Origin of the sequence: Hungatella hominis, assembly GCF_014288005.1 — a bacterium.
Classification (GTDB): Bacteria; Bacillota; Clostridia; order Lachnospirales; family Lachnospiraceae; genus Hungatella; species Hungatella effluvii.
Genome location: NZ_JACOPB010000010.1, coordinates 108,124 through 133,700 on the forward strand (window position 1 = coordinate 108,124; position 25,577 = coordinate 133,700).

Sequence of the window (25,577 nt, forward strand, 5' to 3'; positions counted from 1 at the left end):
GTAGGCCGGATCTTTAATGGGTATCCGGTCCTGGCCTCCGGCAGAATCCAGGTTCTCTTTTCTGTTCATGCTTTTGCAGGCTGGGTACCAATACCGTAATATGGAATACGTACACGATTTCTGAAATTGGTTTTTCCGTTCACATTCCTTCCGATGTAACAACAAATGCATTTGATGGAAATACAGAGACGTTTGATATTACAGCTTCTAACCTGTTAATTAGTTTTTATTTTGAGAAAATACCTGAGAATCTAAATCCGGAAACCTTTGTTGCGTATTTTGAATTGGGCTTTTCCGAAAGTATGAAAGATGAGTTGACTTATGTCGACAAGTTTGAAGTACAATTGGGGGAATTGACTTTTCAGAAAACCAGGTATATACACACAGGAGATATTGAATACTTTGAAAGGTGAGTAATCATGAAAAAGTCAGAACGTCCTTCCATGAGGGGCGTTCTGACTTTTTCATGTTAAAGGGCGTGACTCTACCGTGGCAAAACAGTCATCCATACAGCTGTTTGATAGAATGTTTCCTGTGCTGAGAAAAATAACTGTCTCAAAAATTTAAAAATCAAAAGAAAAGTTTGCTGCTGCAGCAGCAAAAACATGGCAGTAAAAAAGCCTTATTTTAAGCAAGAGAAATCAAAACCGCTTAAAATAAGGCTTTCATTAGGAATGCACCTGATAGGAATCGAACCTACGCACGCAGCTCCGGAGGCCACTGCTCTATCCACTGAGCTACAGATGCATCTTTCATATTCTACTATATTTTCTTATGAATTGCAAGACTATTTTTATTGATTTTTATATCATAGTTTGTTAGAATAAAACGGAGATTGAATCTCCAGGAGGTTAAGGCCCGTATGAAGGACTTGTTAGAAAACTTAAAAAAACGTCTTGCAGATGAAGAAACCATCCGATATTTAAAGTTTATGGTGATTCCGCTTGTTGTGATTATCCTGATTATTGTGATCGTTGTGGCGGACAGGCCGCAGGGGGAAGAGGGAGAATCGACGGAAGATGTATCACAGATCGAAATCGGGACGGCGGAAGCGACAGAAGAGAAGACAGGGGATACGGAGGACACCGCATATCATCTGGAAGAGGCAGGGGAAGAGATCCGCAGCCTGATGGAGGCTTATTTTAAGGCGAGAAGGACCTGCGATATCAATGGTCTTGCAGAGGTATACGGAGACAGCGCTTCACCGGAGGAGCTGAGAGAAGAAGGCCTTCGTATGGAGGAAGAAGTAAAATACTATCAGAGTTATAACGATATTGCCTGCTACAGCGTGAACGGCCCTGAGGAAAATACCCTGGTGGTCTATACCAGGTTTCAGATCAAGTTCCGTCAGTCGGATACCATGGCACCGAGCCTGTTTGCCTGCTTTGTGAAGCGGGGAGCGGACGGAAGCTGGCATATGATGGCGGAAGTCACTCCAGAGGATGGGGCGTACATGGCTAAAGTAAACGAGTCGGAGGCCGTGCAGAGTATGGCGGAAGAAGTCAATGTCGGCCTGCGCGCCGCACTGGAAACGGATTCCAACCTTCTGGCTGTCTATCAGGCACTGATGAGCGGTGAAGAGGCAGAAGGCGTTGGGGAAAACGGTGAGAGCAGAGAAACCGGAGAATCCGTTCAGAGCGAAGGCGCCGACGGCGGAGACGAAGGAGAAGCTTCCGAAAATGAAGTGACGGTAAACGGAGACGAAATGTCCGGAAACGAATGACAAAACATACATAACAACAGATGCTTCTCTGCGTAGCACCGTGCAGGGAAGCATTTTGAGATTAAGGAGAAGAGACATGAATGTAAAAGATTTTGATTTCGAGCTGCCGCAGGAGCTGATTGCGCAGGACCCACTGGAGGACCGTTCGTCTTCCAGGCTTCTGGTTCTCGATAAAAAGACGGGAGAAATCGAACACCGGACGTTCCGGGATATCCTCTCTTATTTGAGGAAGGGGGATTGCCTTGTCATCAACGACACGAAAGTCATCCCGGCCAGACTGTTCGGCGTGAAGGAAGGAACCGAGGCGAAGATCGAGATCCTGCTCTTAAAAAGACGGGAGAATGACATCTGGGAGACGCTGGTGAAGCCTGGAAAAAAGGCGAAGATCGGCACGGTGATTACCTTTGGCGACGGGCTGCTGACGGGTACGGTGGTGGATATTATAGAGGAAGGAAACCGGCTGATACAGTTTTCCTACGAGGGGATTTTCGAGGAGATTCTCGACAGGCTGGGCCAGATGCCGCTTCCGCCGTATATCACTCACCAGCTTAAGGACCAGACCCGCTATCAGACCGTTTACGCAAAGCATGAGGGCTCGGCAGCAGCCCCCACGGCGGGACTCCACTTCACAAAGGAGCTGCTGGCAGAGATCGAGGCTATGGGAGTCGCGATCGCCCATGTAACGCTTCATGTAGGGCTCGGCACATTCCGGCCGGTCAAAGTGGATGAGATCGAGGAGCACCACATGCATTCCGAATTCTATATTGTGGACGAGGCGGAAGCGAAGAAGGTGAACGATGCGAAGAAGAACGGAGGACGGATCGTCTGCGTAGGAACCACCAGCTGCCGTACCGTCGAGTCTGCTTCCACGGACGACGGTGTGCTGAAGGCGGGGAGCGGCTGGACGGAGATCTTTATCTATCCGGGATACCGTTTTAAGACGCTGGACTGTCTGATAACCAATTTCCATCTTCCGGAATCCACACTCGTCATGCTGGTTTCGGCTCTGGCAGGCAGGGAGCACGTGTTGAACGCATATGAGGAAGCCATCAGAGAGCGCTATCGTTTCTTTAGTTTTGGAGACGCCATGTTTATCACCGATCTTCACGAGAAAGCGGTTCCCGATGGCGGAGAGCAGAACGGTGATGGAGATCAGGTCGGCAACGAGGCCGGAGAAAGGACGGAAAAATGAAATCAGCAGAAGATCTGAGACAATTTCTCCGCTCCGTTGACCGGAAGGGATATCCCGCCTACAAGGGAGCAAAGGGTGTTTACCAGTTTCCGGACTTTACCTTAAGCATCGACCATGTGCAGGGCGACCCGTTTGCGTCGCCATCCAGGGTCAGCATCCGGGTGGAGGGAAAGAAAGCATGTTTTCCGGCAGAGTCCTATCACCTGAGTCATAAGCGGGTGGCGCTGCAGGACCTGCTGCTTCGTAAATTCGCCGCCAGGGTGGAACGGTACAATTTTAAGGCGAGAGGTTCGGGAAAGAGCGGTTTGATCGCAGTCAGCCGGTGCGGCCAGGAGATTCTGGAGAGAACCGCGTGTGTGGCAGATCCGAAGGATGGAGGCATTTTGATCCGCATAGAAGTCGGATTTCCGGCGAACGGAAGGACGATCAATTCCGGGGAACTGATTAAGATTCTGTTTGAATTTCTGCCGGAGTGCGTGGCGGGCACGTGTTTTTACAAAACCTATCCGGCCGCAGAGAAGGAGAAGGTGAAAAAAGTCTCTGAACTGGCGGAGGACCAGGAGGAAGCGAGACGGCTGCTTTCTGCCATGGGACTCGTAGCGTTTGTGGCGAACGGATCCATTTTGCCGAGGGAATCCGGGGTATCGGACCGGCCGATGGCGAAGGCGGTTCCATTTACGTCCCCATCTTCGATGGAAGTGGTGATGAAGCTTCCTTATGCAGGGGCGATTAAGGGGATGGGTATCCCCTGCGGTGTGACTCTGATCGTGGGCGGAGGCTACCACGGTAAATCCACGCTTCTCTCTGCCCTCGAGTCGGGCGTGTACAATCATATCGCCGGAGATGGCAGGGAGTACGTCGTCACGGAGGCGTCGGCGGTGAAGCTGCGCGCAGAGGATGGACGGAGTGTTAAAAACGTGGATATCTCACTGTTCATAAAGAATCTTCCGGATCTAAGGGATACGAAACGGTTCTGCACCGAGGACGCCAGCGGAAGTACGTCTCAGGCGGCCGGTGTGGTGGAAGCGATGGAGAGCGGAGCAAAGACATTTCTGGTGGACGAGGATACCAGCGCGACCAATTTCATGATACGGGACGAGCTGATGCAGATGGTGGTGCACCGGGATCAGGAACCGATCACTCCATTTGTGGAGCGGGTCCGGGCGCTTTATGACGAGCAGGGAATCTCCACGATTCTGGTAGCCGGAAGCTCGGGCGCCTATTTCCATGTGGCGGACCGTGTCATACAGATGGACTGCTATGTGCCGAAGGAAGTGACCAAAGAGGCGAAGGAGGCCGCTGCCGGGTTCGGAGAAGGCGTCCAGTCGCTTAAATTAACGCCGGTTTCCTTTGAACGGGTACCGAAGAAGTTTAAGACCGGAGGCAGGGACGAACGGTTTAAGATGAAGGTTCTGGGCCGTGACAGCCTGCAGTTTGACCGGGAGGTGGTGGAGCTTCGTTTTGTGGAACAGATTGCGGATACGGAGCAGATCGCGGCTCTGGGATATCTGTTAAAATATGCGGGAACGCATTTCATAGATGGCAGGCGGAATCTGATTCAGATCGTGGACCTGCTGGAAAAGAAGGTTGCGGCGGAAGGCCTTGCGGCACTGGCGGACGACGGATATCTGCCGGTCAATTTATGTATGCCGAGGCGTCAGGAGATATTTGCCTGTATCAATCGCTGCCGCAGTCTGATGTTTTAGGGAACAGGCGGTTAGCTGGATTAGCAAAGGGGTCAGTCATGGAAGAAAAAAAACATCTGGTTGGGGGGATTTCCAGAAAGACGCTGGAACGCCTTCCTGTGTATCATCATTACCTGGAGCGCAGAGATTCTGAGGGACTTGTCAATATCTCCGCACCGGTGATTGCGCTGGATCTGCAGCTGAATGAGGTTCAGGTCCGAAAGGATATCGCTATGGTGGCGCGTTCGGCGGGGAAGCCGAAGACGGGGTACGTAGTTAAGGATTTGATTGATGACATTGAGGAATTTCTGGGGTACCATAATACGAATCAGGCCGTCCTGGTGGGCGCGGGTTCCCTTGGAAAGGCGCTTTTATCGTACCGCGGGTTTGAGCAGTATGGCGTGGAGATCGTCATGGCTTTTGACGGAGACGCCAAAAAGGCAGAGCAGAAGGTCGGGGAAAAGATGATTCTTCCCATGGAGAAACTGGAAAATCTCTGCCGGAGAATGAATATCCATATTGGCATTATCACAGTTCCGGCGGACTCCGCGCAGGAGGTGTGTGACAGGCTGGTGGACGGAGGTGTGAGAGCCATCTGGAATTTCGCGCCGATTCATCTGAACGTACCGGATCACGTGCTGGTTCAGAATGAGAATATGGCCGTGTCTCTGGCAGCACTGTCAAAATATCTCTACGAAACGGATAAGGATGCAGCGAGGGGGAATGGTGTTTGAATACTGTATTGCTGCAATATGCCGTGGAGGTTGAAAAAACCGGATCCATCACTCAGGCGGCCGGAAATCTCTACATGGACCAGCCGAATTTGAGCAAGGCCATAAAGACGCTGGAGGAAAGCCTGGGAGCACCCATTTTCAAGCGGACGTCCAAGGGGGTCGTTCCTACGGCCAGAGGCAGGATCTTTCTGGAATATGCGAGAAATGTACTGGCTCAGTTAGAGGAGATGGAGGCGCTTTATAAGCCTGCGAAGACAGGCGGTGTGGAGTTCGCCCTGTCCATGCCCCGGGCCAGCTATATCAGCTATGCGTTTTCCATGTTTGTGAGGCGGATTGACCGGAAGGAAGGCATGAATCTGTGGCTTCGGGAGACGAATTCCGCCGACACTCTGCGTGATGTGGACCGTGGGGAGTATAAGCTGGGGATCATCCGATATAAGCCTTCAGCAGAGGCATATTACACCAAGCAGGCCGCGGAATGCGGGCTGAAGACGGAGCTTCTGCTGGAATACGATGAACGCCTCCTGATGTCGCAGGCCCATCCCCTGGCCTTAGCCGGCCACATAGAGCCAGGCGATCTGCTGCCCTACATCGAGATCACCCATGGAGACGGCAGCACTTCCGGCCATCGGGAATTTAAGGCCGCGGACAGCCCGCCGGCCAACAGGATCTATATCTTCGAGAGGGGAACCCAGATGGGGCTTCTCCATGAGAACAGCGACACCTATATGTGGGTATCCCCCATGCCGCCGTCTGTCTTAAGGCAGCACGGACTGACCGAGAAGCCGTGTGCAGACGGAAATCACCGGTACCGCGATGTCCTCGTCTACAGAAATGGTTATAAGATGGGGAAATGGGAACGGCTGTTTCTGGAAGAGCTGGAGCAGGTAAAGGCAGGCCTGATGGGTGAATTTTAATCAGTATCTATATATCGATATTTATATACTGATATATGGGAATTTACATTTGTATTTTTTCCTCCCTGAGTCTACAATAAGATCAGCATAAAAATATGGCGAGGAGGATTTTACTATGGCAAGATTCACATTACCAAGAGATCTGTATCATGGAAAAGGAGCCCTTGAAGAGCTTAAGAATTTAAAGGGAAATAAGGCAATCGTGGTAGTAGGCGGCGGCTCTATGAAGCGTTTTGGCTTTCTCGATAGAGTAATCGACTATTTAAAAGAAGCCGGCCTGGAAGTGAAATTATTTGAAGGTGTGGAACCGGATCCCAGCGTGGATACCGTTATGAAGGGCGCTGAGATGATGCGTGAGTTCGGTCCGGACTGGATCGTGGCGATCGGCGGAGGTTCTCCGATTGATGCGGCCAAGGCGATGTGGGCATTCTATGAATATCCGGATACCACATTCGAAGATCTGTGCATTCCGTTTAACTTCCCGACACTCCGTACAAAAGCAAGATTCTGTGCGATTCCGTCAACCTCCGGTACTGCTACTGAGGTAACGGCATTCAGCGTAATTACGGATTACGACAAGGGTATCAAATATCCGCTGGCTGATTTCAACATCACTCCGGACGTAGCGATTGTTGATCCGGATCTGGCTGAGACGATGCCGGCCAAGCTGACCGCGTTTACCGGTATGGATGCCATGACACACGCTATCGAAGCGTATGTGTCCACGCTCCACTGTGATTATACCGATCCGCTGGCGCTTCATGCCATCAAGATGATACATAACGATTTAATCGATTCCTATAATGGAGACATGGCTGCCCGTGACCGCATGCATAATGCACAATGTCTGGCAGGAATGGCATTCTCCAACGCGCTTCTGGGCATTGTTCATTCCATGGCCCATAAGACGGGCGCCGCATATTCCGGCGGCCATATCGTACATGGATGTGCCAATGCCATGTACCTTCCTAAAGTAATCAAGTTTAACGCGAAAGAACCGGAAGCAGCAAAGCGTTACGCTGAGATTGCACGTTTCATTGACCTCAAGGGTTCCACCGATGAGGAGCTTGTGGATGCGCTGATCACAGAACTCCGAGGGATGAATGAGAAGCTGAATATTCCAACCTGCATCAAAGAGTACGAAGTCGGAATCATCGACGAGACAGAATTCAATGAAAAATTACCGTCAGTAGCAGAGCTGGCAGTCGGTGATGCATGCACCGGGTCCAATCCGAGACCGATTACACCGGCCGAAATGGAGAAACTGTTAACCTGTTGTTACTATGATAAAGAGGTGGATTTCTAAAAATCTCCTTTCTGTTTAGCAATGCAATGTGTGCCGGGGGCGCAGGATCATATGGTCCTGCGCCCTTGGTGCGTAAAAAAAGATACGATTCACTCCCCGCCCGCAGTCCTGTGATCCAGACCGGCTCTGCCGCCGCCCTGGATCACAGGACTGCGGGTGGGGAGTGAATCGTATCAAAAAGCTGTTTGACACCGTTTTTTATCTGTGTTATGGTATCAGGGAATCAAAAAAGAAGGGACAGGACGGAACGGATGAAAAAAGAGGATGCAGTGCTGGTGGTCAGCTTCGGAACCAGTTATAATGACAGCCGTAAGAAGACCATCGAGGAGATCGAGAAGACGATTGCCGGACATTTTCATGGTTACGAGTTCCACCGGGCGTTTACCAGCCGGGTGATTATTAATATTTTAAAGAAACGGGATTCCATTTCGATCGACGGAGTGTCGGAGGCAATGGAAAGACTTTTAAATCAGGGCATAAAAAGGGTTCTGGTCCAGCCCACCCATGTCATGAGCGGCGAGGAATTCGACGCTATGATGGAGGAGATGAGTCCCTATGAGGCTTCCTTTGAGGCAGTGGCCGTAGGCGCCCCGCTGCTCACTTCGAATGAGGACTATGAGCGGCTCGTCCGCATTCTGGCAGAGGATACGAAGGAATTTGACCAGGAGGGAACGGAGATCATTCTCATGGGCCATGGGACAGAACATGCGGCGAATGAGGTCTATGTGCGTCTTGCCGCGGAATTTAAGAAACAGGGATACGGCCGGTACCATGTCGGGACTGTGGAGGCGACGCCCTCGCTGGAAGATATGAAGCGCGAGGCGGATCAGACAGGTGCGCGCCGGGTGGTGCTTCAGCCGCTGATGATCGTGGCGGGAGACCATGCCAATAACGATATGGCAGGCGACGAAGAGGACTCCTGGAAGAGTGTATTTAAGGCGGACGGATACGAGGTGGTGTGCCGGCTGAAGGGGCTGGGAGAGCTGGAAGGGATTCGCAGAATGATTGTTGATCACGCGAAAATGGCGGTGCGGTCCTTGACTTTGAAATAGCGCTTTGCTAGAATGACACTATTCGTTATATAAGGAAAAGGACAGGTAATATGCAAAAAAGAAAGAGAATGGCGGCTGCCGCGGTTTGTCTTGCGGCTGCCGCTTCCATCTGGCTGCTGTCGGGATGCGCCAGAAAGATCGAACCAATTACAAAGTCCAGTTTTATGCTGAATACGTTTGTAACCGTGACTCTGTATGATACAGATGATCCGGATATCTTAAACGGCAGCCTGGAACTGTGCCGTTCCTATGAGAATATATTCAGCAGAACCATCGAGGGAAGCGAGATTTACAAGCTGAACCACCGTTCTGCGGATGAGCAGACCGTGACCGTCTCAGACGATGTGGCGGCTCTGCTGGAAAAGGGAATTCATTACAGTGAAGTCTCGGATGGGGATTTTGATATTACCGTCGAGCCCCTCAGTTCCCTGTGGAATTTTTCGTCGGATGAACATATAGTTCCTTCGGATAGCGAGATCAGGGAAGCCAGGGACAAGGTGAACTGGAAGAATCTGGAGCTGGCTGGGAATACCCTTACGTTCGGCTCGCCGGATACGGCCATTGATTTGGGGGCTATAGCCAAGGGCTATATTGCGGACCGCATGAAAGACTATCTCGTTGGGAAGGGTGTGAAGAGTGCCGTGATCAATTTGGGCGGCAATGTGCTCTGTATCGGGAAAAGGCCCGATGGAACGCCGTTTAAGGTCGGCCTTCAGAAACCTTATGCAGACCGGAATGAGACGATTGCGACGCTGAACATCGACGGAATGTCAGTCGTTTCCTCCGGTGTCTATGAACGCCATTTTGAAAAGGATGGGGTGAATTACCACCATATATTAAATCCCAGAGACGGATATCCGTATCAGAACGGACTTATATCGGTTACCATCATCTCCGATCTGTCCGTGGATGGGGACGGCCTTTCCACGACCTGCTTTTCCATGGGACTGGAGAAGGGAAAGGACCTGCTCGATTCCATCGACGGCGCCTACGGCGTGTTTATCACCGACGACTATGAGATTGTATATTCGGAGGGAGCGAAGCAGTTCCTGGATAAAGAATCTTAAGGATTCCTTTATTCATGGGGATTTGCTTTACATTTTTCCGGCACTATACTACAATAGAAGAAATGTAATTTTGACAGGAGCAGTGTTATGATTAAAAAAATATGGGACAAGGTTATGAATCGAGAGGTCATTTCTTATCTGATCTTCGGGGTGCTGACCACACTGGTGAACTGGGTGGTCTATGCGGCCATGGTAAAGGTTCATATCGATTACCGCATAGCGACAGCGGTGGCATGGGCTGTATCTGTCTTGTTTGCGTTTATTGTGAATAAGATTTTCGTATTTCAGAGCTATAATATGCGCCCGGCCTTTGTTATGAAGGAGATCACGTCGTTTGTGGCGTGCAGAGCCGTGTCGGGTGTGATGGAGATGGTCTTTATGATTGTCATGGTATCATGGATTCATATGGACGAGTATATCAGCAAGATTGCAGTTTCTGTGATTGTTGTAATTGTAAACTACGTATTCAGTAAACTTTTTATATTCAGGAAGAGCGAAGAAAAATCCCTGTGAAAGGTTGGCCGAAGTACGGCCAGGTAACTGCATATGGAACGCGATGACGAGATTGAAAAGATTTCTAAAGAACTAGAGGACATACTAAGAATGACATCAGAGAAAAAACGGAGCAGTGGGGAAACTGAGACGGAGAAGAAAAATTTGATACCTTCGGAGAATGAGACGGACGAAAAAGAACCGTCCGCTTCCCTGGAGGATTTTTCACTTATACTGGATCTGGGCGAGGGCTATACGGTGTCGTCGGATTCTGTCGAGGAGGCGTCTGACCTTGAACATGGGGAAGCGGAAGTGAAGGCCGATGACAGCCTGGATTCCTTTGATCTGCTGGGCGGTCAGACGGCGGCAGAAGGGGATTACGAGGATTCTCTGGAACTTTTTCTGGAACCCGTGGAAGAGGAAGAATACGAATACGATGAAGACGCAGAATTTCCGGATCGGGAAGATACCGGGTATGCAGCCCGTGATGAGGGCCTGTATCCGGATCCGGAAAATCAGGTCCGTGGTGACAGTACCCGGAAACGGAGACGGGACGGCAGAGAGAGCATCAGCCTGATACGGCCATCGGATGGACTTGTGGCTGCATTTTTTGTGCCGATTATTATTATGATCATTATCTTTGCCCAGCGCGGAATCTTTCCGTTTGGGGAGGAGAGCTTCTTAAGAACGGATATGTACCACCAGTATGCGCCGTTCTTCTCCGAGTTTCAGCACAAGCTGACCCATGGCGGCAGCTTCCTGTACAGCTGGGATGTGGGAATGGGCGTGAATTTCGCGGCCCTCTACGCCTACTATCTGGCCAGCCCCTTAAACTGGCTTCTGGTGCTCTGTCCCAAGGCGTATATCATCGAATTCATGACCTATATGATCGTGTTCAAGATCGGTCTCAGCGGGTTAAGCTTCGCCTACTATCTGCGGAAGCACTGCAGAACCTCGGATTTCGGTATCGCATTTTTCGGCATTTTTTATGCGCTTTCCGGTTATATGGCAGCTTACAGCTGGAATATCATGTGGCTGGACTGCATCCTTTTGTTCCCTCTGATCATGCTGGGGCTGGAGCGCCTCGTACGGGAAAAGAAATGTTTTCTCTATTGCATTACTCTGGGGTTATCTATTCTGTCAAACTATTACATATCCATTATGATATGTATTTTCATGGTGCTGTACTTCATCGCCCTGCTTGTGATGGATGGAAAGAAATCGTGGAAGGACTACATGGTAAATATCAGTTCCTTCACGGTGTTCTCCCTTCTGGCAGGCGGTCTGGCCGCGGCAGTGCTCCTTCCGGAGATCTACGCGCTGCAGATGACTGCGTCCGGAGATTTTAACTTTCCGAAGACGGTGACCTCCTATTTTCCGATCTTTGACATGCTGGCGAGACACTTGCCGGATGTGGAGACGGAGATCGGACTGGATCACTGGCCGAATATCTACTGCGGCGTGGCGGTCCTTATGCTGTTTTTGCTGTATCTTGTAAACCGGAAGATCAAACGGCGGGAAAAAGTGGTGTACTGCGGTCTGCTGCTGTTCTTTTTTGCCAGCTTCTCGTTCAATGTACTTAACTTTATCTGGCACGGGTTCCATTATCCCAACAGCCTTCCGTGCCGCCAGTCCTTCATCTATATTTTTCTGGTGCTTCTGATGTGTTATGAGGCGTACAGCCATTTGAAGGAGACGCCGTGGAAGCATGTGGTGCTGGCGTTCTTTGCGGCAATCGTATTTGTGCTGATGGCTCAGAAGCTGATCACGGATGAAGCGTACCATTTTTCTGTGTTCTATGTGGCGATTCTATTCCTTTCCGCCTATACGGGGCTGATCTGTCTGTATCAGAAGGGGGCGAGCCGGAATCTCGTCATCCTGCTGGCGCTGGGCGTCGTTTCGGTGGAAGCGGCGGTCAATACGACGGTGACGAGCGTTACCACGACCAGCCGGACCAGCTACGTAAAGGATAATGACGCCAGCGTGAGGCTGACGGAAGGGATCAGCGATCCCTCCTTTTACCGGGTGGAAAAGGTCACCAGGAAGACGAAAAATGACGGCGCGTGGATGAATTTCCCGTCGGTTTCCCTGTTCTCGTCCACAGCCAACGCGGACTTATCAAAGTTCTTTAAAAAGCTGGGATGCGAGAGTTCCACCAACGCTTACAGCATTACCGGCAGCACGCCGCTGGTGGATTCGCTGTTTTCCGTAAAGTACGCGCTGTATTCAGAGACACCGGCTGATACCGGTCTCCTCACCCCGATGGAGGTGGAGGACCATACGTATCTCTACCGCAATGAATTTACGCTGCCGCTCGGAGTCATGGTCCCTTACGATCTTGAGGACAACTGGCAGTTAGACATCACCAACCCGGCGGATGTACAGAACGATCTTGCCGTGGTGCTGGGAGCCAGCCCTGTGCTGGAGGAGGTGCCGAGCGAGATCCTCGGAACCAGCTTTACCTTTACACCGGAGGTATCGGGCGATTATTACGTCTATGTGAGCAACAAGAAGGTGGAAAAGGTAAGCGCCCTGATGGGGGAAAATACGAAGAGCTTCGACAACATTAACCGCGGATACATGCTGGAGCTGGGATGGATTTCCGCAGGCGAGGAAGTGACGCTCCGCAACGATGACAACGAGCAGGATCTGGTGGCTATGGCCTATCGATTTATACCGGAAGGTCTGGAATCGGTATACAATGTGTTAAACAGAAATTCCATGGAGCTGACGAAGAAGACAGATACGGAAATCTCCGGAAGAATCGACGTTGAAAAGGCAGGTCTCCTCTATTTGAGCATTCCTTACGACAAGGGATGGTCTATATTGGTGGATGGAGAAGAGACGGAGCCGTATAAGCTGTTTGACACCTTCTTAAGCGTGCGGCTCACGGCCGGAACGCATATCGTGGAACTGCACTATATGCCGCAGGGCTTAAAGACAGGTGGAATGATCACTGCGGGCAGCATCGCTGTGCTGCTTCTCATTGCAGGAATCACCGCAGGCCGCAGAAAGAAACCGGTCATGCGCAGAAGAATAAAATGCTAAGGAGAAATGAAATATGAAATTATGGGGCGGACGCTTCACAAAAGAGACGAACCAACTGGTACACAATTTCAATGCTTCCCTTTCCTTTGACCAGAAGTTTTACCATCAGGACATTGAAGGCAGCATTGCCCATGTAAAAATGCTGGCAAAGCAGGGAATTCTGACGACAGAAGACAGAGATGCGATCATAGAGGGGCTGGAAGGAATCCGCAGGGATTTAGAGAGCGGAGCACTTGCATTTACGGCGGAGCACGAGGATATTCATTCTTTCGTGGAGGCGGTCTTAACGGAGCGCATCGGTGAGGCCGGTAAACGCCTTCACACAGGCAGAAGCCGCAACGACCAGGTGGCCCTGGACATGAAGCTGTATACGAGAGACGAGATCGATGAGATGGACGGTCTGGTCAAATCCCTTCTGGAAGAGCTGTTAAAGCTGATGGAGGAGAATCTGGACACGTATATGCCGGGCTTTACTCATTTGCAGAAGGCTCAGCCCATCACGCTGGCTCACCATATGGGGGCCTACTTTGAGATGTTTGACCGCGACCGTTCCCGCCTTTCTGATATCAGAAAACGGATGAACTACTGTCCGCTGGGATCCGGAGCACTTGCAGGCACCACCTATCCCCTGGACCGGGAGTATACGGCGGAGCTTCTTGGATTTGACGGACCAACGTTAAACAGCATGGATTCCGTGGCGGATCGTGATTACATCATCGAGCTGCTCAGCGCGCTGTCGACGATTGCCATGCATTTGAGCCGCTTCTGCGAGGAGATTATCATCTGGAATACGAATGAGTATCAGTTCGTGGAGATCGATGATTCCTACAGTACTGGAAGCAGTATCATGCCTCAGAAAAAGAACCCTGATATCGCGGAGCTGATCCGTGGAAAGACAGGCCGGGTCTATGGCGCTCTCGTTTCCATTTTGACGACCATGAAGGGGATTCCGCTGGCCTATAACAAGGACATGCAGGAGGACAAGGAGCTGACCTTTGACGCCATCGATACGGTAAAGGGCTGCCTTGCGCTCTTTACCGGCATGATCTCCTCCATGACTTTCAGGAAGGATGCCATGGAAGCGAGTGCGAAGAACGGCTTTACCAATGCGACGGATGCCGCGGATTATCTGGTGAACCACGGTGTGGCGTTCCGTGACGCCCATGGAATCGTGGGACAGCTGGTATTATACTGTATTGAGAAGGGAATTGCACTGGACGATATGTCCCTGGAAGAGTTCCAGGCGATCAGCCCCGTGTTTGAGGAAGACATTTACGATGCCATCAGCATGCAGACGTGTGTGAAAAAGCGTATGACCATCGGCGCCCCGGGACAGGATGCGATGAAGAAAGTGATAGAAGCGTGCAGAGAGAGGCTGGAAAAGTAAAATCCATATACTGGAAATTTCCTCAGAAAAACTATTGCATTCCTCTATAGGGGAAGGTTTATACTAAAGTATATTAGATGATTTATACGGAAAGGTAAACAAAATCTGATCAGAGGAGGCTGTCTGGTTTGCTATGGGGGAAAGGCAAAACGCTAAAAAATTATATTCTATCGGTGAAGTAAGCCGTATCTGCAATGTGTCGAAAAAGGCACTTCGTTTTTATGACCAGATCGGAGTGATCTCTCCGGATATGGTAAGCGAAGAGAACAATTACCGCTATTACAGCGAGGAGACACTGCTTCTGGTTCCGGTCGTCAAGTATTATAAACAGATGGGATTCAGTCTGGAACAGATGCAGAGTCTGGTGGAAGGCAGTACGTATCAATGCCTGGAGCGAAGCTTTTTAAGCAAGAGTGAGGAACTGCAGACCGAACGGCAGGAGCTGCTATACCGCTATACCGCCGTGAAGGACTGGTATGAGCTCGTCCGTGAGGCGGAGCTTGTTTCTCAGCGCAAAGAACACGATGTGACCATAAAATATGTGAATTCTACGGTGTATTGCAGTAAAGAACAGGATTTTTCGTACAATTACATGGAGTCGATCATCAATATTCCGTGGGTGAACTATCTGGAAAGCATACATAATGAGATCACAGGGCCGGTTATCTTAAATTTCCCGTCATTTCGTGAGAAGCGGGATGGGACGTGCAGGCGGGCCAGGATTATGCAGATGCCGCTCCGCCCTCTGGTAAAGGAGGCGGAATTAAAGACGCTGGGCGGGACCATGATGGCTTCGGTCTATCACGTGGGATCCCTGGATTCAATCGGACGGGAATACGGGAAGATTGAGGAATGGGCGTCGAGAAAAGGATATATCTGCGGCGAGGAATCGTTTGAACGGTATGTGGTGGATTACTGGACGACGCGGGTGCCGTCGGAGTTTGTGACGGAAATACTGGTGCCGGTTACCCGGATGGAAGAGTGCAGATAATTTGTGAAAATTGAATAATATGATGCCAAAACCTTCCCCTCGAGGGGAAGGTTTGAAAGAGACAACCATAGCTTCGCAGGGAGATGGTTGTCTTTTTTTATGCAAAATTACGCTGTATCATGGTTTGACGGTATTGTTATTGTTTTAACATTACCCTAAGGGGAAGGTACATTATGCAGATTTACCTACACTATGCTAAAAAATATTTAGAAAATTAAATAATAATAAGCATAATATAAAAATATTTTAGAAAAATAGCGTAAAAAATGAGGCTTGACATTCCACATAGGGGGAAGGACTATACTAAATGCATATAAAAAAGATGGATTGAAGATGAAAATTAGATAATGTATCTAATTTCGAATCCAGAAGGAGGATATTTCATGAAGTACGATGCATTGGGAATGATTGAAACAAAAGGGCTGGTAGGATCGATTGAAGCGGCGGACGCCATGGTAAAGGCGGCTAATGTCACCTTAATCGGCAAGGAACACGTAGGCGGCGGTCTCGTTACCGTTATGGTGAGAGGTGATGTGGGAGCGGTAAAGGCTGCGACGGATGCAGGAGCGGCGGCAGCACAGCGCGTAGGCGAGCTGGTATCCGTTCATGTAATCCCACGTCCTCATGCAGAGGTGGAGTGCATACTTCCGGTCTGCAGAAAACCTGAATAGGAGGAGGGCGCGCAGGTGAGATATTACGGAGAAGAGGCACTGGGCCTGGTGGAGACCATTGGCCTGACACCCGCGCTGGAAGCGGCGGATAAGATGTTAAAGGCAGCGGACGTGGAACTCATATCCTACGAAAACGTAGGTTCCACCCTTGTGACCATTATGGTCAAGGGAGATGTGGCAGCGGTACGGTCCTCTGTGGAGGCCGGAGCGGCAGCTGCGGCAGCCATCGGAAAGCTGACGGCTAAGAATGTAATGCCGAGACCGATTCAGGGAGTAGGCGATATTGTATCCGTACACGATGTTGATGCGTAAGAACAGATAAACGGCAGGAAGGAAAAATTTTATGGAAAGATATGAAGCCATTGGTTCCATTGAAACATTTGGCCTGGTATTCGTTCTGGAAGCCGCGGATGCGATGTGCAAGGCGGCCGATGTGGAACTGATTGGATATGAGAATGTAGCTTCCGGATACATTTCCGTGCTGGTGCGCGGTGATGTGGGAGCATGTAAGACGGCAGTAGATGCCGGAGTAAAGGCAGTGGAAGCTATGGGAGCCGAGGTTTACAGCTCTGTCGTAATCCCCAGGCCTCATCCCGATCTGGAGAAGATCATCACACGTTACTCCTTAAAGAATCTTCTTCCGGCGGAGTAAGGAAAGGAAGCGTAGGCAATGCGTTTTGTTGATAAAGACTTGCTTTCTGTCCAGGAAGCCAGAATCCTGATGGAAAATGCCGGAGAGGCGAGAAAAGTGCTGGCTGGTTTTGAACAGGAAAGGCTGGACCGCATTGTAGTACATATGGCGCAGGCGGCGGCAAAACACGCCAGGGAGCTGGCGGTCATGTCCTGCGAGGAGACGGAATACGGAAACTGGCAGGATAAATACAGGAAAAACCGGTATATCTGCGAATACCTGCCCGAGAAGCTTAAGACCATGCGTTTTGTGGGAATCATTTCGGAGGACCGGGAAGAGAAAATGATGAAGGTCGGCGTACCGTTAGGAATTATCGCAGCGCTGACACCGTCTGCCAATCCGGTATCCACGGCCATCTATCAGGCGCTCATCGCGGTGAAATCAGGCAATGCCATCGTCTTCGCTCCCCATGAGCGGGCCGTGAAGACCACGGGCAGAGCGTTGGATATTCTGATGGAAGCGGCTGCTGAGGCGGGACTTCCGGACGGCGCGCTCTCTTACTTAGGCACCGTGACGCGTCAGGGAACGGAAGCGCTCATCGGCCATCCGGCCGTATCGCTGGTGATCGGCACCGGCGTTCCGGAGATGACAGAGGCCGCGAAGGCCGCGGGAAAACCGTTCATCTATGGAGGAACCGTAGGTTCCCCCGCGTTTATCGAGAGGACGGCGGACATACCGAAGGCGGTGAAGGCCATCGTGGCCAGCCGGAATTTTGATTACGGAATCGTACCGGCGGCGGAACAGTATATCGTTGCAGACAGCTGCATCGCCGGTGAGGCAAAACGGGAATTTGAGAGAAACGGCGCCTACTTCATGTCGGGGGACGAGGAAAAACAGCTGATCGGGCTGCTTTGTCCCGAAAACGGCAGTCAGGACCCTGAGCTGGTGGGTAAACCGGCGCGGGAGCTGGCCAGGAGGGCGGGATTTTCCGTTCCGGATACGGTAAAGGTACTGGTCTCCGAACAGAAGTATATATCAGACAGAAATCCATACGCCAGGGCGCTGCTGTGTCCGGTTCTGGTGTATTACATAGAAAATGACTGGGTTCACGCCTGTGAGAAATGCATCGAACTGCTGGCAAATGAAAGCCATGGACACACACTTGTGATTCATTCGAAGGATGAAGAGGTCATTCGCCAGTTCGCACTGAAGAAACCGGTCGCCAGGATGCTGGTGAACACCCCGGCTGTGTTTGGGAGCATGGGCGTGACGACGAATCTGTTTCCGGCCATGACGCTTGGAAGCATTACCGCCGGGGTCGGAATCACCTCGGACAGCGTCTCCCCCATGAACCTGATTTACGTCAGAAATGTGGGATACGGAGTACGGGAGATCGAAGACCGGATGGCTGGAGACGCAGAGCAGAAGACCGGCCGCGCCGATGCCGCGGTTTTAAACACAACCCGACAGACGGCGGTCCCGGAAGGCGGGGATGACAGCCTGGATGACGAGCTGGAGCGTGCCATGAAGAAGCTCCTGGAGTGGATGGCCGAAGAAGAATAAGCAGGAAAGAGGGGTAATACAAATTGGATATTCGTGAGTTTACAGATAAATTTGCAGATGCGACCAGAAACATGTCGCCGGAACAGCGGGAGGTGCTGGTAAAGATGCTGGAATCCGTTTCCGGCGATCTGCCAAAGGACGCTGCGGAGAAAACGGGAGTGTGCAGCGGCGAGGGCACAGAGATTCCCGATGGGATCACCGAGCGTCTTCAGCTTCTGAAGGATAACTACTTAAAGCAGGTTCCTTCCATCACGACTTACCGTGCAAGAGCCATTACAAAGATCGCAAAAGAGAATCCGGGCATGCCGAAGATTCTTCTGCGCGCAAAATGCTTCCGTTACTGCTGTGAGACGGCGCCTCTGGTGATTCAGGACCACGAGCTGATCGTCGGAGCACCATGCGGAGCACCGAGAGCCGGAGCATTTTCACCGGATATCGCCTGGAGATGGATGGAAGATGAGATCGACACCATCGGGACGCGTGCCCAGGATCCATTCTACATTTCCGAGGAAGACAAGAAGATCATGAGAGAGGAGCTGTTCCCGTTCTGGAAGGGCAAATCTGTCGATGAGTACTGCGAGGACCAGTACCGGGAAGCCGGCGTATGGGAGCTCTCAGGCGAGTCCTTCGTATCAGACTGTTCCTACCACGCGTTAAACGGCGGCGGAGATTCCAACCCCGGATACGACGTAATCCTGATGAAAAAAGGAATGCTGGATATCCAGAGAGAAGCGAAAGAGCATTTGGAGCATCTGGATTATGAGAACCCGGATGATATCGAAAAAATCTATTTCTATAAATCCATCATCGATACCACAGAGGGCGTTATGATTTACGCAAAGCGTCTGTCTGATTACGCGGCGGAGCTGGCGGCAAAGGAGACGAATCCGAAGAGGAAAGCGGAGCTCTTAAAGATTTCCGAGGTCAACGCCCGTGTACCGGCCCATAAGCCGGAAACCTTCTGGGAAGCAATCCAGGCGGTATGGACCATCGAGTCCCTGCTGGTCGTGGAAGAGAACCAGACCGGTATGTCCATCGGACGTGTGGACCAGTATATGTATCCGTATTATAAGAGCGATATCGAATCCGGACGGTTAAATGATTTCCAGGCCTTCGAGCTTGCCGGATGTATGCTGATTAAGATGTCAGAGATGATGTGGATCACCAGCGAGGGCGGTTCCAAATTCTTCGCCGGCTACCAGCCATTCGTCAATATGTGCGTGGGCGGCGTGACGAGAGACGGCCGTGACGCAACCAATGAACTGACGTATCTGCTGATGGATGCTGTCCGCCACGTGAAGATTTACCAGCCGTCCCTGGCCTGCCGGATCCACAACAAATCTCCTAAAAAATATATGAAAAAGATCGTGGACGTGATCCGTTCCGGCATGGGCTTCCCGGCCTGCCATTTCGACGACGCCCACATCAAGATGATGCTGGCAAAGGGCGTGAGCATCGAGGACGCCAGAGACTACTGTCTGATGGGCTGCGTGGAGCCGCAGAAATCAGGCCGTCTCTATCAGTGGACCTCCACCGCCTATACCCAGTGGCCGGTCTGCATCGAGCTGGTGTTAAACCACGGTGTTCCGCTCTGGTACGGCAAGCAGGTCTGCCCGGATATGGGAGATTTGAGCCGGTTCAAGACTTTTGAGGAATTTGACGCGGCTGTTAAGGAAGAGATCAAATACGTGACAAAATGGACCGACGTGGCCACGGTTATTTCCCAGAGAGTCCACAGAGACCTTGCTCCGAAGCCTCTTATGTCCATCATGTACGAGGGCTGTATGGAAAAGGGAAAAGACGTTTCCTCCGGCGGCGCGATGTACAATTACGGCCCTGGCGTGGTCTGGTCCGGACTGGCAACTTATACGGACTCCATGGCAGCGATCAAAAAGCTGGTGTTTGATGATAAGAAATATACACTGGAGCAGATAAATGAGGCGCTGAAGGCCGATTTTGTTGGATATGAGCAGATAAAGGCTGACTGTCTGAACGCTCCGAAATATGGCAACGACGATGATTATGCGGATTTGATTGCTTCGGATTTAGTTGACTTTACTGAGGCAGAACATAGAAAATATAAGACCCTGTACTCCCATTTAAGCCACGGTACCCTGTCCATTTCCAACAATACTCCGTTCGGACAGATGACAGGCGCTTCCGCCAATGGCCGCGGCGCATGGCTGCCGTTATCCGACGGCATCAGCCCAACCCAGGGAGCCGACTACAAGGGGCCGACTGCGATCATCAAGTCCGTGTCCAAGATGGCCAATGACAGCATGAATATCGGCCTGGTACATAACTTCAAGATCATGGCGGGACTCTTAGACACTCCGGAAGGAGAGGAGAGCCTGATCACCCTGCTTCGGACCGCCAGTATCTTTGGAAACGGCGAGATGCAGTTTAACTATCTGGATAACAACACGCTCTTAGAAGCGCAGAAGCACCCGGAGAAATACCGCGACTTAATCGTCCGTGTAGCCGGATACAGCGCCTTCTTCGTAGAACTTTGCAAGGATGTTCAGGATGAGATTATCAGCAGAACCATGCTGACCCATTTATAAAGAACCGTAAATTGGAGATGAATAACGATGAATCAGACACATGCAGGTTCCATTGAGCGCAAGGCACTGATATTCAATGTTCAGAAGTATAACATGTACGACGGGCCGGGCATCCGCACCATTGTGTTTTTCAAGGGCTGTCCGCTGCGCTGCAAATGGTGTTCCAATCCGGAGGGAATGGACCGGAGTTTTCAGGTCATGTTTAAGAAACGTTCCTGCGTGGACTGCGGGGCATGTGTAAATGCCTGCCCTGCGGGGATTCACGTGCTCTCCCCGGAGACCGGAAAACACGAAATCCGCAGAGACAGAGACTGCACCGGATGCAGAAAATGCATGGAGGTGTGCCCCCAGGAAGCGCTGACGATCTCAGGTGAATGTAAGACCATCTCGGAGCTGTTAAAGATTATTTCCGAGGATGAGGCCTTCTACGAGCAGTCGGGAGGGGGCGTGACACTGGGCGGCGGAGAAGTAACCGCGCAGCCGGAGGCGGCCTTAAACCTTCTGATGGCCTGTAAGCAGGAAGGCTATAACACGGCGATCGAGACGTGCGGCTTCACGAAAACAGAAACCATTTTAAAAATCGCGGAGTATGTGGACTTATTTCTGTTCGATATCAAGCATATGGACCCGGAACGCCACAACGAGCTGGTCGGTGTAAACAATGAGCTGATCCTGGAAAACTTAAAGGAGCTTCTTCACCGCCGTTACAACGTCAAGGTGAGAATGCCCATGCTAAAGGGGATCAACGACAGCAGGGAAGAGATCGACCGGGTAATCCAGTTTTTGATGCCGTTTCGTGATTATAAGAATTTCAAGGGAATTGATCTGCTCCCATACCACAAGATGGGGGTAAATAAATACAATCAGCTGGACCGGCCCTATCCCATCGACGGAGATCCCAGCCTGAGCGACGAGGACTTATCGCGGATCGAGGGCTGGCTGAAGGAGTATCAGTTCCCTGTCACTGTGGTAAGACATTAGCGGAGCCGGTATACAGCAGGAAAGGAGAGCCATGGCGGGAAAGGAACTTACCAGTGTAAGCCGGGTGATTGAGGAATCCGTACCCGGCAAACAGGTCACGATCGCCCATGTGATCGCATCACCGGTGCCGGAGGTGTACGAGTGCCTTGGAATCGACGCGGCGGGAGCCATCGGTATCCTGACGCTCTCCCCGTTTGAGACGGCCATCATCGCGGCGGATATCGCGGCTAAGGCGGCCGATGTGGAGGTTGGATTTTTAGACCGCTTCACGGGATCGGTGGTCATAGCCGGAGATGTCCAGAGCGTGGAGACGGCTCTTGTCTCCGTCTGCCGGACGCTGGAGACCGTGCTTGGCTTTGCCGTGACCCCGGTGACGAGAACATGAGAACAAAGAGAATTATGGTAATGGGGGCTGGCGGGAGCGGGAAAACGACTCTGGCCCATGCACTGAATGGGGATCACTCTCCGGTAAAGCGGACGCCCTGTCTGGTCTACGGAGCACGGACGATCGATGCTCCCGCCGCCTACTTAGAATCTCCCTGGATGGTACAGCACCTGATCGCGGAGGCCCAGAATGCGTCTCATGTTCTGATGCTGGTGGATCAGACAAAGACGAGGGAGGTATATTCCCCCGGTTTTGCCCTGGCCTTCCGTGCTCCGGTCATCGGAGTCATAACGAAGGAAGGAAAGAGCCGGGAGCAGCTGGCCCGGTGTGAAAAAGAGCTTTTAAAGGCCGGAGTCCAGCCTCCGTTTTACCGGGTGGTATTTCCTTCCGGGGAGGGGCTCCGTGAACTGGAAAAACGGCTGAGCAATGACTAAAATTCAGGAGAAAGGAGGCGGAAATAAAATGGAACAGTTTATTATGAAAACAAAAGTGTATCTCGGGGAAGCTTCTCTGGAAACTCTCCGGGATATGGGGATAAAAAAGGCGTTCGTGATCTGCGATCCGTTTATGAAGAGTTCTCATAAAGTGGATATGGTGACGGATCTGCTGGAGGAAGCGGGAGCGGAATTTTCTGTTTTTGCTGAGGTTGTACCGGATCCCACCATTGCGGTGGTGACTAAGGCCATCGAGCAGATGCTGGTATGCAGGCCGGACGCCGTGATTGCGCTGGGCGGCGGCTCAGCCATTGATACGGCAAAGGCGGCAGGACTGCTTTATTCCGGCATGAGCCAGTCGGAGCGTCCGGAACTGATCGCGATTCCGACCACGAGCGGAACGGGAAGCGAGGTTACCTCCTTTGCTGTGATCTCGGACCCGGAAAAACAGGCAAAATATCCCCTGGTGGACGATTCCATGGTGCCGGATACGGCGCTGTTGGACCCGCGTTTTACCGTTTCGGTACCACCCCATATTACGGCGGATACCGGCATGGATGTGCTGACACATGCGCTGGAGGCGTACGTTTCCACAGATGCCGGTGACTTTACGGATGCCTGTGCGGAGAAAGCGATCCGGCTGGTATGGCGTTACTTAAAAACTGCGGTGGAAGACGGGAGCAGCATGGAAGCCAGGGAGAAGATGCATAACGCGTCGTGCCTGGCCGGCGTGGCATTTAACGGGGCATCCCTGGGAATCTGTCACAGCCTGGCTCACGCGCTTGGCGGAAGATTTCATATTCCGCACGGAAGAAGCAATGCGATGCTGCTCTGCCATGTGATCGCTTACAATGCGGGGCTGGAAACTCCGGGAGAGACGGCGGCCCTGAAACGGTACGTGGAAGTGGCCAATATGCTGGGAATCTCGGCAGGAACCGACAAGGCGACCGTACACGGACTGATCCGTCAGATCAGGATTCTGATGAACCAGATCCATATTCCCCAGTATATAACGGAATGCGGTGTGGACAGGGAGGAATTTCTGGAGGCCGCAGACGGTATGGCACAGCTTGCTTTGGATGACAACTGCACGGTGACGAATCCCAGGAAGCCGTCTAAAGAAGAGCTGGAGAACTTATACCGGTGTCTGTGCAAAGGGGGATATTGATGAAATACATAACCGAAGCGGATTTGAGAAATTTATACCGCACCACCCCTTTTACAACGTATGAAACGGAACCGGGAACACGGCTGACGCCGGGAGCGAGGCAGTTCCTGGGGGATCGTGGAATCAGGGTTCCGGATGAGATACCTTCAGCGAAGCGGCTTGGGGACAGTGGAACCGGAGGAAAGAAGCCGCTGTACTTCTGGAGACAGGAGGAAAATAAGGCGGGGCATGATACGGACCGTATTGGTGCAGATGCAGAAGAAAACGCAGCAGCGACGGACAGCCGGGAAGGTGAGGAGCGATGTAAGGAGGATTTGAATTTCACTCCGGAAAAAATATCGCTCTTAAACCGCCTGAAATCGGCGCAGGCCTTATTTTTGGAAACTGGGCTTCAGTTTAAGGAGCACGACGTGCTTCTGGCCCAGCGAATCTTCGTCATGGAGCGCTGCCTTGCGGGGCTGGCCGCAGAGGAGGAAATATGTCTGCTGCCGTGCCAGGCGTGTACCGGAATCTGCCCGGATAATTTTTCCGAGGATATGGAGGACTGTTTCGAGATTACCTCCTTCCACGTCCAGTCAGACCGGGGGATGGATCTGATCCGGCTTCACCGGCTGCGCTGTCTTCTGCGGGAAGTGAGCCCTTTCGTGGAGCAGGAGCTGGGAGACGGCAAAAAACGGGAGCTTCATCAGGTGATTAATGGTTTATCCCAGTTAATATGCCAGTTATTTGGAGGAAATACATGTCAAAAGAAGGAATAACATTTGAGGAATGCGACAGCCTGGTAAAGGAGTTTGAGCGAGTCGTTAAAAATCCGGTAACAAACGGTTCTTCCGTCTATTACACCGGAGTGGATTTAGGAACGGCCTGTGTCGTAGTGGCGGTTCTGGATGAAAACTTTAAGCCTGCTGCCGGCGCTTACCGGTATGCCGACGTGGTGCGGGACGGTATGGTAGTGGATTATATCGGTGCCATCCGGATCGTCCGGGAGATGAAGGAGGAACTGGAGGAAAAGCTGGGCTGTGAGCTTTTATATGCGGCCGCCGCCATTCCTCCCGGGACCGACGAGCTGGATTCGGGAGCCATCAAAAATGTGGTTCAGGGCGCGGGCTTTGAGATCACGGCTCTTCTCGACGAGCCAACCGCAGCCAACGCCGTGTTAAAGATTAAGAACGGCGCGGTCGTGGATATCGGAGGCGGAACCACTGGAATCTCCATCTTAAAAGACGGAAAGGTGGTTTATGTGGCGGATGAGGCTACCGGCGGAACGCATTTTTCACTCGTTATTTCCGGGGCGTATGGGCTTCCCTTCGGGGAGGCGGAACGCTATAAGCGGGACCCCTCGCACCATAAGGAGCTGCTGCCGGTCTTAAAGCCGGTGGTGGAAAAGATATCTTCTATCATCAACCGCCATTTAGAAGGCCATCAGGTGGAAGGCATCTACCTGGTGGGCGGAACCTGCTGCCTGGCGGGGATTGAGGATATTATTGAAAAGAGGACGGGAATTCCGACGTATAAACCGGATAATCCCATGTTTGTAACACCGCTGGGAATTGCGCGAAGCTGTACCCAGGAAGCCTGTGAATGAA

General features: G+C 51.6%; 23 protein-coding genes and 1 tRNA gene. 23 read left to right on the forward strand and 1 reads right to left on the reverse strand.

Features of this window, described 5'->3' with window-relative positions:
- Window positions 1-675 precede the first annotated feature (675 nt).
- Window positions 676-747: transfer RNA gene (locus H8S75_RS20120), tRNA-Arg, on the reverse strand.
- Between the two features lie 115 nt (window positions 748-862).
- On the opposite strand from H8S75_RS20120, the gene H8S75_RS20125 reads away from it, so the two are divergent.
- From H8S75_RS20125 to eutJ, 23 genes are all read left to right on the forward strand, one after another.
- Entirely contained in the window at window positions 863-1,723 is an 861-nt protein-coding gene (locus tag H8S75_RS20125) for a hypothetical protein (protein ID WP_187023121.1), read from the forward strand.
- A 76-nt stretch (window positions 1,724-1,799) separates the two neighbouring features.
- Entirely contained in the window at window positions 1,800-2,915 is a 1,116-nt protein-coding gene (gene queA, locus H8S75_RS20130; protein ID WP_187023122.1) for a tRNA preQ1(34) S-adenosylmethionine ribosyltransferase-isomerase QueA, read from the forward strand.
- On the forward strand, window positions 2,912-4,621 hold the full coding sequence (locus H8S75_RS20135) for an ABC-ATPase domain-containing protein (protein WP_187023123.1): 1,710 nt from the start codon (window positions 2,912-2,914) through the stop codon (window positions 4,619-4,621). The genes queA and H8S75_RS20135 overlap by 4 nt, the downstream gene beginning before the upstream one ends.
- A 38-nt stretch (window positions 4,622-4,659) precedes the next feature.
- Window positions 4,660-5,334, forward strand: coding sequence for a redox-sensing transcriptional repressor Rex (locus tag H8S75_RS20140; protein ID WP_187023124.1), 675 nt, complete (start codon window positions 4,660-4,662; stop codon window positions 5,332-5,334).
- Window positions 5,331-6,251, forward strand: a complete 921-nt coding sequence (locus H8S75_RS20145) for a LysR family transcriptional regulator (protein WP_187023125.1) — start codon at window positions 5,331-5,333, stop codon at window positions 6,249-6,251. The genes H8S75_RS20140 and H8S75_RS20145 overlap by 4 nt, the downstream gene beginning before the upstream one ends.
- A 115-nt stretch (window positions 6,252-6,366) precedes the next feature.
- Window positions 6,367-7,557 (forward strand): iron-containing alcohol dehydrogenase, encoded by a 1,191-nt coding sequence (locus H8S75_RS20150; RefSeq protein WP_187023126.1) that lies wholly within the window; start codon window positions 6,367-6,369, stop codon window positions 7,555-7,557.
- Window positions 7,558-7,808: 251 nt separating this feature from the next.
- Entirely contained in the window at window positions 7,809-8,609 is an 801-nt protein-coding gene (locus H8S75_RS20155) for a sirohydrochlorin cobaltochelatase (RefSeq protein WP_187023127.1), read from the forward strand.
- 68 nt (window positions 8,610-8,677) lie between these two features.
- Window positions 8,678-9,676 carry an FAD:protein FMN transferase gene (locus tag H8S75_RS20160; RefSeq protein ID WP_412335515.1) on the forward strand — a complete coding sequence of 333 codons (999 nt, stop codon included), beginning with the start codon at window positions 8,678-8,680 and terminating at the stop codon, window positions 9,674-9,676.
- Between the two features lie 87 nt (window positions 9,677-9,763).
- On the forward strand, window positions 9,764-10,189 hold the full coding sequence (locus H8S75_RS20165) for a GtrA family protein (protein ID WP_002602416.1): 426 nt from the start codon (window positions 9,764-9,766) through the stop codon (window positions 10,187-10,189).
- A gap of 90 nt (window positions 10,190-10,279) precedes the next feature.
- Window positions 10,280-13,216 carry a YfhO family protein gene (locus tag H8S75_RS20170; protein ID WP_349768956.1) on the forward strand — a complete coding sequence of 979 codons (2,937 nt, stop codon included), beginning with the start codon at window positions 10,280-10,282 and terminating at the stop codon, window positions 13,214-13,216.
- Window positions 13,217-13,229: 13 nt separating this feature from the next.
- A complete protein-coding gene (gene argH, locus H8S75_RS20175) occupies window positions 13,230-14,603 on the forward strand; it encodes an argininosuccinate lyase (protein ID WP_187023130.1) in 1,374 nt (457 codons plus the stop codon).
- Between the two features lie 133 nt (window positions 14,604-14,736).
- Window positions 14,737-15,594 (forward strand): MerR family transcriptional regulator, encoded by an 858-nt coding sequence (locus H8S75_RS20180; RefSeq protein ID WP_187023131.1) that lies wholly within the window; start codon window positions 14,737-14,739, stop codon window positions 15,592-15,594.
- 383 nt (window positions 15,595-15,977) lie between these two features.
- Window positions 15,978-16,265 carry an ethanolamine utilization microcompartment protein EutM gene (gene eutM, locus H8S75_RS20185; RefSeq protein ID WP_002602420.1) on the forward strand — a complete coding sequence of 96 codons (288 nt, stop codon included), beginning with the start codon at window positions 15,978-15,980 and terminating at the stop codon, window positions 16,263-16,265.
- A gap of 15 nt (window positions 16,266-16,280) precedes the next feature.
- Complete coding sequence (locus tag H8S75_RS20190; protein ID WP_006773243.1) at window positions 16,281-16,577, forward strand: BMC domain-containing protein; 297 nt, start codon at window positions 16,281-16,283, stop codon at window positions 16,575-16,577.
- A 31-nt stretch (window positions 16,578-16,608) separates the two neighbouring features.
- Window positions 16,609-16,917 carry a BMC domain-containing protein gene (locus H8S75_RS20195; protein ID WP_002602422.1) on the forward strand — a complete coding sequence of 103 codons (309 nt, stop codon included), beginning with the start codon at window positions 16,609-16,611 and terminating at the stop codon, window positions 16,915-16,917.
- Window positions 16,918-16,935: 18 nt separating this feature from the next.
- Entirely contained in the window at window positions 16,936-18,459 is a 1,524-nt protein-coding gene (locus tag H8S75_RS20200; protein ID WP_187023132.1) for an aldehyde dehydrogenase family protein, read from the forward strand.
- A gap of 23 nt (window positions 18,460-18,482) precedes the next feature.
- Window positions 18,483-21,023, forward strand: coding sequence for a choline trimethylamine-lyase (gene cutC / locus H8S75_RS20205; protein ID WP_187023133.1), 2,541 nt, complete (start codon window positions 18,483-18,485; stop codon window positions 21,021-21,023).
- Window positions 21,024-21,050: 27 nt separating this feature from the next.
- Window positions 21,051-22,004, forward strand: coding sequence for a choline TMA-lyase-activating enzyme (gene cutD / locus H8S75_RS20210; RefSeq protein WP_002602425.1), 954 nt, complete (start codon window positions 21,051-21,053; stop codon window positions 22,002-22,004).
- 31 nt (window positions 22,005-22,035) lie between these two features.
- Entirely contained in the window at window positions 22,036-22,389 is a 354-nt protein-coding gene (locus H8S75_RS20215; protein WP_187023134.1) for a BMC domain-containing protein, read from the forward strand.
- Window positions 22,386-22,823 carry a EutP/PduV family microcompartment system protein gene (locus H8S75_RS20220; RefSeq protein ID WP_187023135.1) on the forward strand — a complete coding sequence of 146 codons (438 nt, stop codon included), beginning with the start codon at window positions 22,386-22,388 and terminating at the stop codon, window positions 22,821-22,823. The genes H8S75_RS20215 and H8S75_RS20220 overlap by 4 nt, the downstream gene beginning before the upstream one ends.
- 28 nt (window positions 22,824-22,851) lie before the next feature.
- Window positions 22,852-23,991: a 1-propanol dehydrogenase PduQ gene (locus H8S75_RS20225; protein WP_187023136.1), complete on the forward strand. Its 1,140-nt coding sequence runs from the start codon at window positions 22,852-22,854 to the stop codon at window positions 23,989-23,991.
- Window positions 23,991-24,749 carry a hypothetical protein gene (locus H8S75_RS20230; protein ID WP_187023137.1) on the forward strand — a complete coding sequence of 253 codons (759 nt, stop codon included), beginning with the start codon at window positions 23,991-23,993 and terminating at the stop codon, window positions 24,747-24,749. The genes H8S75_RS20225 and H8S75_RS20230 overlap by 1 nt, the downstream gene beginning before the upstream one ends.
- The gene (eutJ, locus tag H8S75_RS20235) at window positions 24,731-25,576 is read left to right on the forward strand and encodes an ethanolamine utilization protein EutJ (protein ID WP_117632920.1); all 846 of its coding nucleotides are present in this window, start codon (window positions 24,731-24,733) and stop codon (window positions 25,574-25,576) included. The genes H8S75_RS20230 and eutJ overlap by 19 nt, the downstream gene beginning before the upstream one ends.
- Window position 25,577 lies beyond the last annotated feature (1 nt).